Raw genomic sequence first — 16,516 nt, 5'->3', positions numbered from 1 at the left:
CACCCCCGGGGCGCACAAGGGGGGGTCTACACTCGCTTGATAACACCCACTTTTGGCCGCACGCCCTCTTTGCCGGAGGAATCGATCTACAGACAGCGCCGCAATCGGACACGGGCTCACTACACCGCTGCACGGCTACGCGTGCAAACTACTCGATCTCGCTCGAAGTGAGAGCGTTGAGGCGCGACATGCATCGCTGGTACTTCTTGCGGTAGCCGCCGTCGATCATTCCGCCACCAAAAATCGATGTGAGCGATGTGCCCGTTGCGCGAATGGGAATCTGTGCGTCATACACGCGGTCAATAAAGGCGACAAATCGCAGCGCCGCCGATTGGTCGGTGAGTTCGTGCACGTCGCGTAGACCAATGCACTGCACACCCCCAAGCAGCCCAGAATAGCTCGACGGGTGCACCGTTGCGAGGTGCGCAATCAACTCAGAGAAATCATCATCGCTCATGCGCTCCCCCGACGCAGAAACGTCGGCGAGCGAGAACCGGTACTCATCGTCTGTGAGCGCGACCGCGTCACCGGTGATATCGCGCTGGCGGTAATCGGTGCCGTCGATCCGGATCGTCTCAAAACGGTCAGACATCGCTTGGATTTCACGCAGAAAATCGGCGGCCGCAAATCGGCCTTCGCCGAGGGCATTAGGCGGCGTGTTCGAGGTCGCGACGATGCGCGTGCCGGTCGCAGTGAGTTCGCCGATGAGCCTCGTCATGAGCATGGTGTCGCCCGGATCGTCGAGCTCAAACTCGTCGATGCAGATGAGCCTAGACCCCTGGAGCACGTTCACGGCCCCTGCGTAGCCGAGCGCCCCAACAAGCGCGGTGTACTCAATGAACGTACCGAAGTACTTGCGCCCGCTGGTGGCGTGCCACGTCGCAGCGAGCAGGTGAGTCTTGCCCACACCAAACCCGCCGTCGAGGTAGATGCCAGGTTTGCTGGTACCCACCGGTTTCGACTCTGCCTGCTTTTTGCGGCCGAACCCAAAGAAGCCGCCACGGCTCACCGGAGCCGCAGGTTCTGAGAACGCCCGCAGCACGTCCCGGGCCTCACCTTGGGACGGGTACGTATCGTCGGGCCTATACGAGTCAAACGAGGCGTGCGTAAACTGGGGCGGGGGCACGAGCGTCGCCACTAGCTCCGGGCCCGAGATGGTCGGGCGCCGGTCGACGAGGCGTGCGGACGTGAGCTGCTGTTCGGACATCAGAGCTAGTCTAGCGGGCCCTCGCAGATACTCAGCCCCGCCATGCGGGCCGAGGAAGGCCGCGCGCAAAGGCCTCTGTCACGCGCTCCCACGCATCCTCATCCACGTTCCACAGTTTGACGTGCTCTGCACGCTCCACGAGGCGCAACTGCACGAGTTCCGGGCACGCCGCAGCGAGTTTCTCGGCACCGTCCGACGGCACGAAAGTGTCGTCCCGGCTCGCGTGAATGAGAGTGGGCACCCGCAGTTCACGCGCGAAGGTGTCTGGGGTGACGGCCGCGAAGTCAATACCCCCGGCGGCGTCTGTCGCCACGTATCCCCGCTGCAACAGCGAAACGCCCAGGCGCGCGATGACTCCGGGTGCCTTGCGCATGCGTGCTTGATATTTGAGCAGCCCAGCCCAGTCAACGGCGGGCGAGTCAAGAATGAGGCCATCGATGACGTCGGCGTGCGCGCCACGCGTCGCAGCGACGAGGCTGGCCGTGGCACCCATCGACCAACCGACGAGAGTGACACGCTGAGCTCCCTGCTGCAGCGCGTAGCCGATCGCCGAGTCGACGTCGAGCGCTTCGGTGACACCAAACCCATACCGCCCCAAGCTGCCGCTGGGCGCCCCCGGGTCGTTGCGATAGCTGATCACAAGATTCGTGATCCCCGCGCGGGCCAGCGGCGCCACGCCCCGCAGCGTTTCAACAGGAGACGCGCCGCGGCCGTGCACGTGGATCGCCCAGCGCCCGCCCCGGCCGGGCCTCGCACGGCGAGCGGGGCGCAAGACCCAACCGGGTGCTGCGCTGCCCGCAAGCGGCAGCGAGACTTCTTCGGCGTCACGCACGTCTTCGCACTCAAGCGCAAACTGCGCAATAGACGGGTACCACCACCCCGTGATCCGGCACCGCAGCCCCTCGCGCAGTTCACCCGCGTCGATTTCGAGCACTTCACGACCCACAAGGCCGCCCGACCGGCCCGTCACAGCACCAAGCCGGGCGTGGCCGCCCGCCCAGAGCAACCCGTAACGGCCAGGCAACGCAATATCTGGGCCGCGCAGCCATGCGGTCTGGCGCCCGTCCTGGTTCGTGAGTCGCACCAGTTCTACCGGCGTATCTGGCTCGATCGCGGGCGTCGCCGCCGCGCGTGCCAAGTAGACTCCCCCGACTACGACGGCGCAGGCTGCTGCTGCGGCCACTACCCCGACCCCTGCCCCCGCCGCGATCGCCCAGCTGCGACTGACTCCAGCCGGCACCTCTGGCGTCAATGCCTTTTGCTCGCGCACTCCCGATCTCCTTCGAGTCTTGAACGTTGGCCTATCGCGCCCATCCATTCGCGGCCGCCACGCTTCACCGTTCGCTTCACCGTTCGCTTCATCCTTTCACGGCGTGGCGACGCTGTGTTCTTCACAGCAAACTCTAGTGTTCCGAGTGTGATGGCAAGAATCGCGGGCGAGCCCGCCGAATTTGCGGCCGCTGCGAAACAGGTGCGTAGCGCTCAGCTGCGGCGTGAGTTGGCTACCCGCGAGATTGAACCACCTGAGCGCATTGCGCCCTACTCGGTGGCCGTCGCAGCTTCGATTGCCGGGAGCCCCCGCGAGGCGATCGCCGCGAACGCCCTTAACCCCACCTTTGGCTCAGGGCGATTCTTGCTGCTGCACGACCCCGCCTCGTGTGAAGAATGGGGCGGCGAGTTTCGAGTGGTGTGCTTCGCGCAAGCACCGCTCGAACAAGAGATCGGCGTCGACCCGTTCATCTCTGATGTCGCGTGGTCATGGCTCGCCGACGCCCTCGAAGCCCACGGAGCAGAGTATCGTTATCTCTCGGGGACGGCGACCAAGACCCTCTCGAGCGGCTTCGGCTCGCTCGCGCAGCAGGGTGACGCCGCACAGATCGAGCTGCGCGCCTCATGGACACCGCTTGGCATCGACTTCGCGGCGCACGTGGTCGCGTGGTCTGAGCTGTTGTGCTTGCTCGGCGGGCTCCCCCACCACGAAGGTATCGAATCGATTGCCGCGCACCGCGCGCGGACCCGGGGGAATTAACAAAACGAATGGTTGCGCAATCCGAACTCCAGATGAGCTGGGAGTTCATCTCTGACGATGCGGGAGTCGCATCGGCCGCAGCGGCTCTCGCCGCAGGTGAGGGCCCGGTGGGCGTAGATGCCGAACGAGCCTCTGGCTACCGGTACGGCAGCGAGGCCTATCTTGTGCAGATGCACCGCCGTGGCGCCGGCACGTTTCTGTTTGACCCCGTGAGCATCGAGAGTTTTGCGCCGCTGGCGAGCGCGATCGCCGACACCGAGTGGATCTTTCACGCCGCTACCCAAGACATTCCCTGCCTTGACGAGATCGGGCTGCATCCGCCTCAATTGTTCGACACCGAGCTCGCCGCGCGGCTACTCGGCTACGACCGTGTGGGCCTCGGCGCAATCGTCGAAAAACTGCTCGACATCGACCTCGAGAAGGCGTACTCCGCCGCCGACTGGTCGGTGCGACCGCTGCCCGAGGCCTGGCTCGAATACGCTGCGCTCGACGTGGTGCTGCTGCCCGACCTGCGTGATCTGGTCAGGCAGGAGCTCGAGGCGCAGGGCAAGCTGGAATATGCCACGCAGGAGTTCACCGCGGTGCTCAACCAGCAACCAAAGCCTGCGCCCGCTGAACCCTGGCGCAAACTCTCGGGCACCCAGGCGCTGCGCACTCCCCGGTCGCTGGCCCTCGCCCGCGAGCTGTGGCTCACGCGCGATGCGCTCGCCCGCGAGCGCGACGTCGCGCCCGGTCGTTTGATTCCGGATCGCTCGATCATCGCGGCCGCCGCCGCGAATCCGCGCTCCCCCGATGATCTCAGCAGGCTCGCCACCTTTAAAGGTCGGGAGAGCCGCACCGAGCTGATGCGCTGGTGGCGGGCGATTCTGAAGGCGAAAACGACGCCGGATCTACCGGGACCGAAGCCGCGCGATCCGGGCGCCATTCCCCACCACCGCGGCTGGGCCGAGCGCCACCCCGAGGCCGCCGCGCGGCTTGCCGTTGCGCGCGCCGCCGTCGAGGCAGAGGCCGAACAGCAGCAGATGCCTACAGAGAATCTCTTGAAGCCGAGTGTGCTGCGGGCTCTCGCGTGGGATCCCCCGCGCGCCGGCGCCATCGAGGACGTTGAACGGCGTCTCAGGGAGCTTGGGGCACGCGAGTGGCAGATTGGCATTACGGCACCAATTCTTGCGGCGTCTTTTGTAGCTTCCCTATAAGTCGAGCACCGGCTAGACCGCGACATTCCGCGATTCTTCCACGTACGCTTCCCAGCGTGAGACTTAGTCTCATATGATGGTCTCACGCAGATCACATACCTGATGGAGGCGAAGTGGCCGCAATGAGAGATGTTGTATTCGTGGACGGGGTACGCACCCCGTTCGGACGCGCGGGCGAGAAAGGCATGTACGCGTCTACGCGCGCAGATGACCTCGCGGTCAAAGCGTTGCAGGGATTGCTCGAGCGCAACCCCGCCCTTGATCCGGCACGGATTGATGACGTGGGCATTGCAGCAACCACCCAGCAGGGCGACCAGGGGTTGACACTCGGTCGCACAGTGTCGATGCTTGCGGGGATTCCCGTCACCGTGCCGGGCTTCGCGCTCGATCGCATGTGCGCTGGTGCGTTGACCGTCGCATCATTCATGGGAGCCGCAATTGGTGCCGGGCAGTACGATATCGCCATCGCCGGCGGTGTCGAACATATGGGCCATCACCCGATTGGACTGAACGCCGACCCCAACCCACGGTTCGTCGCAGAAAAGCTGGTCAGCCCCGACGCCCTCAACATGGGAGTGACAGCAGAACGCCTGCACGACCGGTTCCCACAGCTGACGAAGGAACGCGCCGACACCTTCGGCATGCTGAGCCAGCAGAAGGTGCAAGCCGCGTATGACCGCGGTGATATTCAGGCAGACCTCGTGCCCGTTGCACTGCGATCGGCCGCAGGCTGGGGCCTGGCCACCGAGGACGAGGGCCGCAGGCCCCACACGACTCTGGAAGGGCTCGCAACCCTGAAGACCCCGTTTAGGCCACACGGTCGGGTCACCGCCGGTAACGCGTCGCCCCTCACCGATGGTGCGACCGTGTCGCTCCTCGCGGGGGCTGACACGGCGAAGGAACTCGGTCTTACGGCCAAGATGCGTCTCGTGGGATTCGCTTTTGCTGGTGTGCAGCCCGAGGTGATGGGGCTCGGCCCCGTGCCCTCCACCGAAAAGGCGCTGAAGCGTGCAGGGCTCACCATCGACGACATCGGACTCTTCGAACTCAACGAAGCGTTTGCAGTACAGGTGCTCTCGTTCACCGACCATTTTGGTATCGCAGACGACGACCCACGGGTGAACCCCTGGGGAGGCGCCATTGCGATCGGTCACCCGCTCGCAGCAACCGGCGTGCGCCTCATGATCCAACTCGCGCGCCAGTTCGCCGAGCGGCCTGACGTGCGCTACGGCGTAACCGCCATGTGTGTGGGACTCGGACAGGGCGGCACTGCAATTTGGGAAAACCCGTACTTCGACGGCAAGAAGAGGAAGTAAGGCGACATGACTGACTACACCAAGATTGATTTCTCGCCACTCATCGAGGCTTCGGCCGACGAGGTGGTGACGTCTTCCTTTGTGCGCGATGTCGCGCTCGCCTCGGGAGGCACCATGGCCCTCATCACGCTCGACAACGGGCGCGATCACACGCGACCGTCTACGCTCGGGCCCCGCACGCTGCAGGAGCTTTCTGAAACGCTCGACGCGCTCACCCTACGTGCTGCGGCGGGCGAAATTGCTGCTGTCGCCATCACGGGCAAGCCGTTCATCTTTGCCGCTGGCGCAGACCTCTCGAAGGTTTCAACGCTTGCGACCGTCGAGAACGCGCGCCTGATGGCGCAGTTCGGACACCACGTGCTCGGCAAGTTCAAGCGCGTCGGCGTACCGTCTTTTGCGTTTGTCAACGGTCTCGCCCTCGGTGGCGCGATGGAGATTGCGCTGGGTTGCGACTACCGCACACTCGATTCCTCGGCCGCCGCGCTCGCGTTTCCAGAAGTCTTCCTCGGCATCATCCCCGGGTGGGGAGGCGCCACACTGGTGCCCAACCTGATCGGGATCGAGAATGCGCTCGAGGTGATCGTCACAAACCCGCTCAAGAACAACCGTATGCTGAAGCCCGCACAGGCGCTCAAGCTCGGGCTATTCGACGAGATGTTTGGCTCAGCGAGTTTTATCGAGCAGTCCGTGGCATGGGCCGACCGCGTCATTTCTGGCAGCATCAAGGTCGAACGCCCCCACGTGCCCGGCAAACTCGAACGACTTACCAAGTGGCCAGTCGCTATCAAGGTGGCCCGCGACACGTTACGAGCCCGCATCGGAAGCGCCGCCAAGGCACCCTATGTCGCACTTGACCTGCTTTCGGCTGCGAAGGATGGCGACATTGAGCGCGGCTTTGAACGAGAAGACGATGCGCTCGCCGAGCTCATCTCGGGTGACCAGTTCGCCGCATCAATCTACGCCTTCGATCTCGTACAGAAACGTGCCAAACGCCCTGCCGGGGCACCCGACAAGGCGCTCGCAAAACCCGTGCAAAAAGTGGGAGTGATTGGCGCTGGGCTGATGGCGAGCCAGTTCGCACTACTGTTTGCACGCAAGCTTCGGGTGCCCGTCCTCATCACCGACCTTGACCAGTCACGCGTCGAAAAGGGGATCGCATACATTCGGGGCGAGATCGACAAACTCGAAGACAAGGGTCGCCTCTCGCACGACGACGCAAACCAGGTGCGCGCCCTCGTACGCGGCACCACCGATAAGTCTGAGTACGCAGACTGCGACTGGGTCATCGAAGCGGTTTTCGAAGAGCTCGGTGTGAAGCAGCAGGTGTTCGCTGAGATTGAGCCCCTCGTTTCTGAGACAGCGGTGCTCGCAACGAACACCTCTTCGCTCTCAGTGCACGAGATCGGGCAAAGCCTCAAGCACCCCGAGCGCTTGGTGGGCTTTCACTTTTTCAACCCCGTCGCCGTCATGCCCCTCATCGAGGTCGTGAAGACACCCGACACCGATGACGCGACGCTCGCGACAGCGATGACTACCGCACGCAAGCTCGGCAAGAGCGCCGTGATCACCGCAGACAGGCCCGGCTTCGTCGTGAACCGGCTGCTCGCCAAGGTCATGGGTGAGGCTGCACGCGCGCTCGACGAGGGCACTCCCCTGCCCGTTGTCGAGCGCGCCCTGGCCCCGATCGGGCTACCGATGGGCCCGTTCGAGCTCATCGACCTCGTGGGCTGGAAGGTCGCGGCTCACGTGCAAGACACCATGGTCGGAGCGTTCCCAGACCGGTTCTATGCCTCGCCGAACCTCCACGCCCTAGCCGACGTTGAGGCACCCCTCGTTAAGTCCAAGTTCGGCAAGGTTGAAGACCTCTCGAAGGCTGGCAAGAAGGCGGTCACCCTCGGTAAGGAAACGGTAACCGAAGCTGAGATTCTCACACGCGTCGAGAACGAGCTAGCGGGAGAGATCAAGATCATGCTCGATGAGGGCGTAGTCGCCGCCGCCGAAGACATCGATCTGTGCCTCATTCTTGGTGCGGCCTGGCCGTTCCAGGCCGGCGGCGCCACCCCCTACCTCGACCGCGTGGGGGCGAGCGAGCGCGTATTCGGCGCCGACTTCCACGCCCCGCAAGTGGCTGGTCAGCGCTAGCACGCAGCTCACCAAGACGGCGCCCCGTCCCTCATCTCGAGGGGCGGGGCGCCGTTTTCATGTGCGCACACACGGCGGGCCCGCGACCCCACGAGTCGCAGGCCCGCACGGCCCATGATCCGGATCATGCCGAGCACCAGGACGCCGAGCGCAATAGACACGCACCCCGGGGACGACAAATGCCCCACCAGACTGTGTCTGGTGGGGCATTTGAGCCAGAGGGCTAGTGGCCCTCGTTGTGGCCCTTCTCGATCTCGCCCTTTGTGGGCGGGACGATGCGGTCCTCGAAGAACCAGCGGCTGAAACCAGCGCGCAGGTGCTGACCGAAGGAGATCCGGCCATTGTCATCGGGGCGCACCATGAGCGGGGCGTAATCGTGGTAGCTGACGAGCTGCCACGACTCGTACTCGTCGAGGGGCTTGTGCACCTCGACGAACTCGCCGCCGGGGAGCTGCACGATGCGCGCAGACTCGTAACCGTGCAGCACGATCTCGCGGTCCTTCTTCTGCAGGCCCAGGCAGATGCGCTTGGTGAGGAAGTAGGCAACGATCGGGCCCAAGATCAGCAGCGCCTGGAGCGTGTGGATGACACCCTCCATCGACAACTGGAAGTGGGTTGCCATGAGGTCCGAGCTTGCGCCCGCCCACATTACGGCGTAGAACGTCACTCCCGCGGCACCGATAGCGGTACGGGTAGGCGCGTTGCGGGGACGGTCGAGCAGGTGGTGCTCACGCTTGTCACCCGTGACCCAGGCCTCAATGAAGGGGTAGATCATGACGAGAACGATGAAGCCACCCATGATGATCATCGGAACGAGCATGTTCCAAGACCAGGTGTAGCCGAACCACTCGGTCTCCCACCCCGGCGGGATGAGGCGCAGCATGCCATCGGCAAAACCGATGTACCAGTCAGGCTGGGTACCAGCAGACACCGGTGACGGGTCGTACGGACCGTATGCCCAAATCGCGTTAATACCGAAGATCGAGGCGATCAGCATGATCACGCCGAAGACGATGAAGAAGAAGCCGCCAGCCTTCGCCGCGTACACGGGGAGAACGGGGAATCCAACAACGTTCTGCTGGGTCTTGCCGGGCCCGGGGTACTGCGTGTGCTTGTGGATGACCACAAACGCGAGGTGGAGGGCTACGAACAGGATCACCAGCGCCGGCAGCAGCATGATGTGCAGCATGTAGAGGCGACCCACGATGTCCGTGCCCGGGAACTCGCCGCCGAAGAACAGGAACGAGAAGAACGTGCCAACAACCGGCATGGACTTGAGGAGGCCGTCGATAATGCGCAGGCCGTTACCCGAAAGCACGTCATCGGGAAGCGAGTAGCCGGTGAAGCCCTCAGCCATCGCGAGGATGAAGAGGACGAAACCGATGACCCAGTTGAGCTCACGCGGCTTACGGAATGCTCCCGTGAAGAAGATACGGAGCATGTGCAGGCCGATCGATGCCACAAAGAGCAGAGCCGCCCAGTGGTGCACCTGACGCATCAGCAGGCCGCCGCGTACCGAGAACGAGATATCGAGCGTCGAGGCCATTGCCCCCGACATCATGACGCCCTTCATCGGCGCATACGGACCGTTGTAGACCGTCTCGATCATCGTCGCCTGGAAGAACAGGGTCAGAAATGTACCCGAGAGCAGGATGACGACGAAGCTGTAAAGCGCCACCTCACCCAGAAGGAACGACCAGTGGTCAGGGAAGACCTTGCGACCAAATTCCTTGACAGCGACACCAATCTTGGTGCGCTCATCGATATAGTTTGCCGCGGCAGCGGTGAAACGGCTCGAGCCGTCCTGTGCCGGGGTCTGCGTTACGGTGCTGCTCACTTGAGGCGCTCCCAGAAGCTCGGGCCGACAGGTTCATGGAAATCGCTCTGCGCGACGAGGTAGCCCTCTTCGTCCACCGAGATCGGAAGCTGCGGCAGGGGGCGCTTCGCGGGGCCGAAGATGACCTTCGCGTGCTCCGAGACGTCAAACTGCGACTGGTGGCAGGGGCAGAGCAGGTGGTGGGTGTGCTGCTCGTAGAGTGCCACAGGGCAACCAACGTGCGTGCAAACCTTCGAGTACGCAACGATGCCGTCGTAAGACCACGTCTCACGCTCGGGCAGCTCGTGCAGCTCCGACTGGTCGAGGCGCATCAGCAAGACAATCGCCTTGGCCTTCGCGTCGAGGAAGTTTTCACTACCGCCACGCTCTTCAGGGCTGAGCTTCGCGAACTCTTCGTGCGTCAGGTTCTCGGGGATCACGTGGAACGCGGAACCGATCGTCACGTCACTCGCCTTGATGGGGGCACCCGAGGGGTCGTGTGCGAGGCGCATGCCCTTGGTCCACATCGTGTGCTTCAGCAGCTGCACCGGGTCCTCATCCTGCGGGGCAAGGCCACGCAGGAGGGTGACGCCGGGAATCGGGAACGCGATGAGCGCGCCGATCAGGCTGTTGCGCACGAGCGAGCGGCGCGAGAAGCCAGACTCTTCGTTCGATACCTCGAACACCTCTACCGCCGACTGACGGGTTTCCTCATCACTCGCGACCGGGTGGCGTACGTCGATCGACTCGTGATCTGCCATCAGTGCCTTGCCCCAGTGGACGGCGCCGATGCCTACGGCGAGCAGCGCGAGCGCCATGCCGAGGCCCACGAGAAGCGTGTGGATGCGTATCGCCATGAGCTCGCCCGTTTCAATGGGGAAGAACATGTAGGCGAGAACGGCACCGAGGCTGCCCGCGATTGAGATGTAGAAGAGCGAGTAGACGACGCGTTCTGCACGCTTCGCCTTCTTCGGATCGAGATCCGTTACGCGCTTGCGGTGCGGGGGAAGGCCCGGATTCTGCACGGCATCGGATGAAATTACGGCGGTGCCCGCCGACTGTTCAACCGCGCCGTGGCCCTGGGCGGCGACAGCAGCGTCGCCGCCGCTGTTCTTCGCTTCCTCTGCCATGTTGCTCCTTGACTCCTGACTCATGAATTCTTTGTGCGATGTCGATTAGTTCGACTTCGCGGTCACCCAGACGGTGAGGCCGACAATTGAGCCGAGACCGATGATCCAGATGAACAGACCCTCTGCAACCGGACCGATTGATCCGAGTGACAGGCCTCCAACTGAAGGCTGGTTCTCGATGTACTTCAGGTACGAGATGATGTCGGCCTTCTCCTGCGGCGAAAGGTTCGCGTCGCTGAAGACGGGCATGTTCTGCGGACCAGTCACCATGGCCTCGTAGATGTGCGTCGGGGCGACACCGGTCAGTGCCGGTGCGAACTTACCCTCGGTGAGCGCTCCACCGGCTGCGGCCACGTTGTGGCACATTGCGCAGTTGATGCGGAACAGGTCCCCACCGTTGGCAATGCCGGCGTCGTCACTGTCAGCCTGCAGGTACTGGGAGTCGGGCAGCGCCGGGCCGGGGCCCAGAGATGCAACATAAGCAGCCATCTCGAGCGTCTGCTCTTCGGTGAACTGCTTCGGCTTCACCATGCCCTGGGGGCCCTGGAAGGCGAGGGGCATACGGCCGGTGCCGACCTGGAAGTTCACAGATGCTGCACCCGCACCGACGAGCGAGGGGCCATCGGGAGTGCCCTGAGCGCCTGCACCGTGGCAGGTTGCGCAGTTTGCACCGAACAGCTTTTCTCCGGCCTCAATAGTCGCGGGCGACTTGAGGTCGATCTCTGCCGTAGCAGATGTCTGGCTGAGGCCAGTGTACGCTGCACCCGTTACCAGCAGCCCAACTCCGACGAGAGCTGCGGTCGCGAGCGGATGCCGGCGGCCTGACTTGCGAAGGTTCTTCTTGGCGCGAACCATGTTGGCGATTACTCCTGACCCCTACTTGAGGACGTAAATGATAATGAACAGGACGATCCACACGATGTCCACGAAGTGCCAGTAGTACGACACGACGATCGCCGAGGTCTCTTCCTTGCGTGTGTAGTTCTTCACCGCGTAGAGGCGCCCGATAACCATCAGGAACGCGACCAGGCCGAGTGCCACGTGGATGCCGTGGAATCCGGTGGTCATGTAGAACGCTGTGCCGTAAGGATCGCTGTTGAAGGTAATGCCCTCAGAAACGAACGTTGCGTACTCGTAGGACTGGCCGGCAACGAAGATCGCTCCCATGAAGAACGTGAGGTAGAACCACTCGATGGTTCCCCAGTTCTTGGGACCGCGCCCGACCGCACGAGGCTGGTTACGCTCTGCCGCGAACACGCCCGCCTGGGCAGTGAACGAGGACGCAACCAGGATCAACGTGTTGATCAGAGCGAACGTGAAGTTATGCTTCTCTGTCTGCTCAGCCCACAGATCGGGATTCATGGCGCGCAGCGTGAAGTAAATCGCGAAGAGGCCCGCGAAGAACATGACCTCGCTGCCGAGCCACACGATCGTGCCGACGGCGACGAGATTCGGTCGCTTCACCGCAGGCACGGCTGACTTGGTATTCATAGTGGTCGTTGTCACCCCTCCATTATGGCTGAAAGTTTCGTGTGCGTTTTCACCTGAAGCGGGCGCGCCGAACTTTCTGCGAGTTTCCTGCCAAGCCTACCGCGTCTTCAGCCTCTTCGCGTACACGGCATGCGGGTGTCGTGTCGGTCCGGCTGAATAATGCGCAGCTGGCTCGCTAAGATTGGGCTCATGATCGACGAGCGAACATGGCCCAACGTACTTACGACTCTGTTAGGTCGTGAAGACCTCAGTGTTTCGCAGGCCGAATGGGCCATGTCACGCTTTATGACGGGCGATGCGACCCAGGCGCAGGTTGGCGCGTTTCTGGTGGCTCTGCAGGCCAAAGGCGCGACGGTGAACGAAGTGATCGGATTCCGTGACGCCATTCTGCAAGAGGCGCTTCCCCTCACCCTGCCGGCGATGTCACTCGACATCGTGGGCACCGGCGGGGACCGCTTTGGAACGGTCAACGTGTCGACGATGGCATCGATCACAGCAGCTGCCGCTGGCGTGCCGGTAGTCAAACACGGTAACCGCGCTGCCAGCAGCCTTTCGGGCTCCTCAGACGTGCTTAGCGCGCTCGGAATCGACCTGACCCTCGACGCGGAACAACTCGCCACGTCTTTCGAGAAGGCCGGCATCGCCTTTGTGCACGCCGCACGCTTCCTGCCCGGATTCCGTCACGTGGCTCCGGCACGTGCCGAGCTCGGGATCCCCACCGTCTTTAACTTCCTTGGTCCACTCTGCAACCCGGTGCGCCCCGAGGCCTCCGCCGTGGGCGTTGCCGACATCGATAAGGTGCCCATTTTCGTCGGAGTGTTTCGGCTTCGCGGAGCCTCCGCGCTCGTGTTTCGCGGAGATGACGGGCTCGACGAGCTTACGACCACGGGGCACTCCCACCTGTGGGAGATCACCCGCGGAGGACTCACGGAACACGACATCGACCCGCGCGAGCTCGGACTCCCCCGTGCAGACATTACCGACCTCGTGGGCGGCTCCCCCGACGAGAACGCACTCGTCGTGCGGCGGGTGTTCGCGGGCGAACGCGGCCCAGTACGAGACATCGTGCTGCTCAACGCTGCCGCCGGCCTGGTCGCCTACGACCTGGCGGCGCGGCCCGAAAGCGCCGAGCAGCCGCTCCTCGAGCGGCTCTCCCAGAAGCTCGAGGTCGCAGCCGAGGCCATCGACTCCGGTGCGGTAGAGCGCAAGCTTGAGACATGGGCCGAGTCGACGCAGGGCGTCTAACTGTCAGCTTCACCCACCAGGTACGCGGCCGCGGCAACGACGATGTTGTCGCGGCGCGCCTGTGTTAGGAGGCCCGCGCGGTCAAGGCGCGCGAGGATCTCGCTTCCATGATCCGGATCATGGCTGGCTGCGATCGCTTGAAAAATGAAGAGTTGACCCGCGGTGCGTTCCCGAGATTCGCTAGCAGCATCGGCCAAGACATTGCAGGCACGATCGAGGCACTCGAGAAAGAGTGCGGGTTTACCGCTAAAGTTCGCATACACGTGGGGCTGTGGCACGTCTGCTCGCGCGGAGATACGCGCGGTAGATGCCCCTTGATAGCCGTACAGGCCGAACTCGTGGAGTCCGGCCTGTAGCAAGCGCTCCCGGTTTTCACCGGGCTTTCGACGGGCGCGACGTTCGGTCACGCTAGCCTAGGTCGAGAATCTTACGGTAGTGCTGGCCCACCGCTTCGAAGTCGCGATGGTTATAGAACGAGCCGATGCGGCCGGTGGACGCAGAGAGCTGACGCACTCCGCGACCCATGCAGTAGTGCTCGTTCGCCTGCATGAGGCGGTCACCTACGCCGTGCTTGCGAAAGGCTTCGTCGACGACGATCTCTTGCAAGTGCGCGGTGAGGCCTGGAGCGTGCAGCAAGCGCGACACGGTCATCAGTGAATAGCCCACAACGCGTGCGTCAAGTTCTGCGACGAACAGGACGTTCGTCTCTTGATCACGTCGCCGAAGCACGTTGTCATACGCGACGAGAAACTCGTCGCGCCCGATGGGCTCACGCCCCGACTGAAACTGGCGCGCCAGCGCGAAGACGGCTGAACCGTCTTCGCGCTGGCCGCGACGAATGTTGATGCTCAAGAGCTGGGTACCTTAGCGAGCGAAGTGCCCGCGGTAGTACTCGTACACCCAGCCCACCACTGATACCAGGATCATGGGGATCATGAAGTACGAGAACCAGAAGTTGAACCCGATTGCGAGCCCCATCAGCGCAAATGCGCAGGAGAAGGCAAGAACCATGGGCCACCAGCTCCACGGGCTGAACTCACCGAGCTCGGGATCCGCGTCATCGATGTCTGCTTCTTCGAGGTCCTGCGGTGCGGTTCCAGGCTGCTTCTTGATCACCAAGAAGAGGTAGAAGGCGATAAAGCCATTCAGACCAGCACACAGAATCAGAGCAACCGAGCCAACCCACTCAATGTATCCGTGGGTGACGAGGTTCCAGACCGAGTACATCGCACCGACGATGACGAAGTAAACGGTGAGGATCGTGAAGATTACGGCATTAGCTTTCATTTCGCTTTATTCCTTCCGTTCTACTTTTTCGGTGCGAGCTCACGCCCGGGCTGCGAGATACCACTGACCTCGGGGTGGTTCAGATCAAACGCGGGCGATTCGGTACGAATGCGCGGGATTGACGTGAAGTTGTGGCGAGGCGGCGGGCAGGAGGTTGCCCACTCGAGCGAGCGGCCGTAACCCCACGGGTCGTCGACCGTCACCTTGGGCGCACGACGCGCGGTGATGTACACGTTCAGCAGGAACGGAATCATCGACGCACCCAGGATCATGGCTCCAACCGTCGAAAGCTGGTTACCCCACGTGACGCCATCTGACGGCAGGTAGGTGTAGTAACGACGGGGCATGGCCATAACGCCCAGCCAGTGCTGCACGAGGAACGTGGTGTGGAAGCCAATGAAGAGCGTCCAGAAGTGGATCTTGCCAAGGCGCTCGCCGAGCATCTTGCCGGTCCACTTGGGCCACCAGAAGTAGAAGCCAGCAAACATCGCGAAGACGACGGTACCGAACACGACGTAGTGGAAGTGAGCCACAACGAAGTAGGTATCGGAGAGGTGGAAGTCAAGCGCGGGCGAAGCCAGGATGACACCGGTCAGACCACCGAACACGAAGGTTACGAGGAAGCCGAGCGACCAGAGCATGGGGGTCTCGAACGTGATCGAGCCACGCCACATCGTGCCCAGCCAGTTGAAGATCTTCACACCGGTCGGAACCGCGATGAGCATCGTCATCAGTGAGAAGAACGGCAGCAGCACAGAGCCGGTGACGTACATGTGGTGCGCCCAGACCGTCATCGACAGCGCAGCGATCGAGATAGTCGCGTATACGAGGGTCTTGTATCCGAAGATCGGCTTGCGGCTGAACACCGGGAAGATCTCGGAGACGATACCGAAGAACGGCAGCGCGATGATGTAGACCTCGGGGTGGCCGAAGAACCAGAACAGGTGCTGCCACAACATGGCCCCACCCTCACCGGTGTACACGTGACCGCCAAAGACACGGTCGGCCGCCAGGCCGAACAGCGCAGCAGCGAGAACGGGGAACACCAGCAGTACGAGGATCGAGGTGATCAGCGTGTTCCAGGTGAAGATCGACATGCGGAACATGGTCATGCCAGGCGCACGCATGGTGATGATGGTCGTGATGAAGTTCACGCCACCGAGGATCGTGCCGAAGCCACCGGCTGCGAGGCCGAGCACCCAGAGGTTTCCACCAACACCGGGTGAGAACGTGACGTCAGACAGCGGTGCGTATGCGAACCAGCCGAACGAAGCCGCGCCCTGCGGGGTAAGGAAGCCGCCGACCGCAATGAGCGAACCGAACGAGTACAGCCAGAACGCGAAGGCGTTCAGTCGCGGGAAGGCGACATCGGGTGCACCGATCTGGAGCGGCATGATGACGTTCGCGAAGCCCGCAAACAGCGGCGTTGCGAACATCAGCAGCATGATTGTGCCGTGCATCGTGAACAGCTGGTTGTACTGTTCCTTCGTCGCCACGACCTCAAGGCCGGGCGCGAACAGCTGCGCGCGGATCACCAGTGCCATCAGGCCACCGATGAGGAACCACACGAAGGAGCTGATCAGGTACATGTACCCGATCACCTTGTGGTCCGTGGACGTTAGCCACGAGACGATGACGTTGCCCTTCTTCATTGTTT

15 protein-coding genes are annotated in these 16,516 nt (G+C 62.9%); 5 read left to right on the top strand and 10 right to left on the bottom strand.

Annotated elements, in window-relative coordinates; all coding sequences use genetic code 11:
* Positions 1-148 precede the first annotated feature (148 nt).
* Together zapE and ACXR2T_RS04670 are read right to left on the bottom strand one after the other, a co-directional pair.
* Complete coding sequence (gene zapE, locus ACXR2T_RS04675) at positions 149-1,207, bottom strand: cell division protein ZapE (protein ID WP_458837743.1); 1,059 nt, start codon at positions 1,205-1,207, stop codon at positions 149-151.
* Positions 1,208-1,238: 31 nt separating this feature from the next.
* Positions 1,239-2,477 carry an alpha/beta hydrolase family protein gene (locus tag ACXR2T_RS04670; protein WP_458837741.1) on the bottom strand — a complete coding sequence of 413 codons (1,239 nt, stop codon included), beginning with the start codon at positions 2,475-2,477 and terminating at the stop codon, positions 1,239-1,241.
* Positions 2,478-2,627: 150 nt separating this feature from the next.
* Here ACXR2T_RS04670 and ACXR2T_RS04665 point away from each other — a divergent pair, with 150 nt between their 5' ends.
* The 4 genes from ACXR2T_RS04665 to ACXR2T_RS04650 all read left to right on the top strand — a co-directional run bounded on the left by ACXR2T_RS04665 (position 2,628) and on the right by ACXR2T_RS04650 (position 7,890).
* Positions 2,628-3,236, top strand: a complete 609-nt coding sequence (locus ACXR2T_RS04665) for a DUF3000 domain-containing protein (protein ID WP_458837806.1) — start codon at positions 2,628-2,630, stop codon at positions 3,234-3,236.
* 8 nt (positions 3,237-3,244) lie between these two features.
* Positions 3,245-4,432, top strand: coding sequence for an HRDC domain-containing protein (locus tag ACXR2T_RS04660; RefSeq protein ID WP_458812439.1), 1,188 nt, complete (start codon positions 3,245-3,247; stop codon positions 4,430-4,432).
* Between the two features lie 113 nt (positions 4,433-4,545).
* Entirely contained in the window at positions 4,546-5,748 is a 1,203-nt protein-coding gene (locus ACXR2T_RS04655) for a thiolase family protein (protein ID WP_458812436.1), read from the top strand.
* Between the two features lie 6 nt (positions 5,749-5,754).
* Positions 5,755-7,890: a 3-hydroxyacyl-CoA dehydrogenase NAD-binding domain-containing protein gene (locus ACXR2T_RS04650; protein ID WP_458837739.1), complete on the top strand. Its 2,136-nt coding sequence runs from the start codon at positions 5,755-5,757 to the stop codon at positions 7,888-7,890.
* Positions 7,891-8,113: 223 nt separating this feature from the next.
* Here ACXR2T_RS04650 and qcrB read toward each other — a convergent pair whose 3' ends face one another.
* Genes qcrB through ctaE form a run of 4 tightly spaced genes read right to left on the bottom strand, consistent with a single transcriptional unit; the run spans position 8,114 to position 12,327 of the window.
* Positions 8,114-9,727 carry a cytochrome bc1 complex cytochrome b subunit gene (gene qcrB, locus ACXR2T_RS04645; RefSeq protein ID WP_458812431.1) on the bottom strand — a complete coding sequence of 538 codons (1,614 nt, stop codon included), beginning with the start codon at positions 9,725-9,727 and terminating at the stop codon, positions 8,114-8,116.
* Positions 9,724-10,836 carry a cytochrome bc1 complex Rieske iron-sulfur subunit gene (gene qcrA / locus ACXR2T_RS04640; protein ID WP_458812428.1) on the bottom strand — a complete coding sequence of 371 codons (1,113 nt, stop codon included), beginning with the start codon at positions 10,834-10,836 and terminating at the stop codon, positions 9,724-9,726. Before qcrA ends, qcrB begins: the two co-directional genes overlap by 4 nt.
* A 45-nt stretch (positions 10,837-10,881) precedes the next feature.
* Positions 10,882-11,691 (bottom strand): cytochrome bc1 complex diheme cytochrome c subunit, encoded by an 810-nt coding sequence (gene qcrC / locus ACXR2T_RS04635; protein WP_458812425.1) that lies wholly within the window; start codon positions 11,689-11,691, stop codon positions 10,882-10,884.
* 21 nt (positions 11,692-11,712) lie between these two features.
* On the bottom strand, positions 11,713-12,327 hold the full coding sequence (ctaE, locus tag ACXR2T_RS04630; RefSeq protein ID WP_458812628.1) for an aa3-type cytochrome oxidase subunit III: 615 nt from the start codon (positions 12,325-12,327) through the stop codon (positions 11,713-11,715).
* A gap of 189 nt (positions 12,328-12,516) precedes the next feature.
* Between ctaE and trpD the strand changes: the two genes are divergently transcribed.
* A complete protein-coding gene (gene trpD / locus ACXR2T_RS04625; protein WP_458812422.1) occupies positions 12,517-13,572 on the top strand; it encodes an anthranilate phosphoribosyltransferase in 1,056 nt (351 codons plus the stop codon).
* Here trpD and ACXR2T_RS04620 read toward each other — a convergent pair.
* From ACXR2T_RS04620 to ctaD, 4 genes are read right to left on the bottom strand one after another with little or no spacing between them, the layout of a single operon-like run.
* A complete protein-coding gene (locus ACXR2T_RS04620) occupies positions 13,569-13,979 on the bottom strand; it encodes a TetR/AcrR family transcriptional regulator (protein WP_458812420.1) in 411 nt (136 codons plus the stop codon). The genes trpD and ACXR2T_RS04620 overlap by 4 nt on opposite strands.
* Position 13,980: 1 nt before the next feature.
* Positions 13,981-14,424 (bottom strand): GNAT family N-acetyltransferase, encoded by a 444-nt coding sequence (locus tag ACXR2T_RS04615; RefSeq protein WP_458812417.1) that lies wholly within the window; start codon positions 14,422-14,424, stop codon positions 13,981-13,983.
* A 12-nt stretch (positions 14,425-14,436) separates the two neighbouring features.
* Entirely contained in the window at positions 14,437-14,859 is a 423-nt protein-coding gene (locus tag ACXR2T_RS04610) for a cytochrome c oxidase subunit 4 (protein WP_458812414.1), read from the bottom strand.
* A 20-nt stretch (positions 14,860-14,879) separates the two neighbouring features.
* Entirely contained in the window at positions 14,880-16,511 is a 1,632-nt protein-coding gene (gene ctaD / locus ACXR2T_RS04605) for an aa3-type cytochrome oxidase subunit I (RefSeq protein WP_458812412.1), read from the bottom strand.
* Positions 16,512-16,516 lie beyond the last annotated feature (5 nt).

It is taken from the genome of Leucobacter faecis (assembly GCF_054456635.2).
This window is presented reverse-complemented; position numbering and strand designations above follow the sequence as displayed.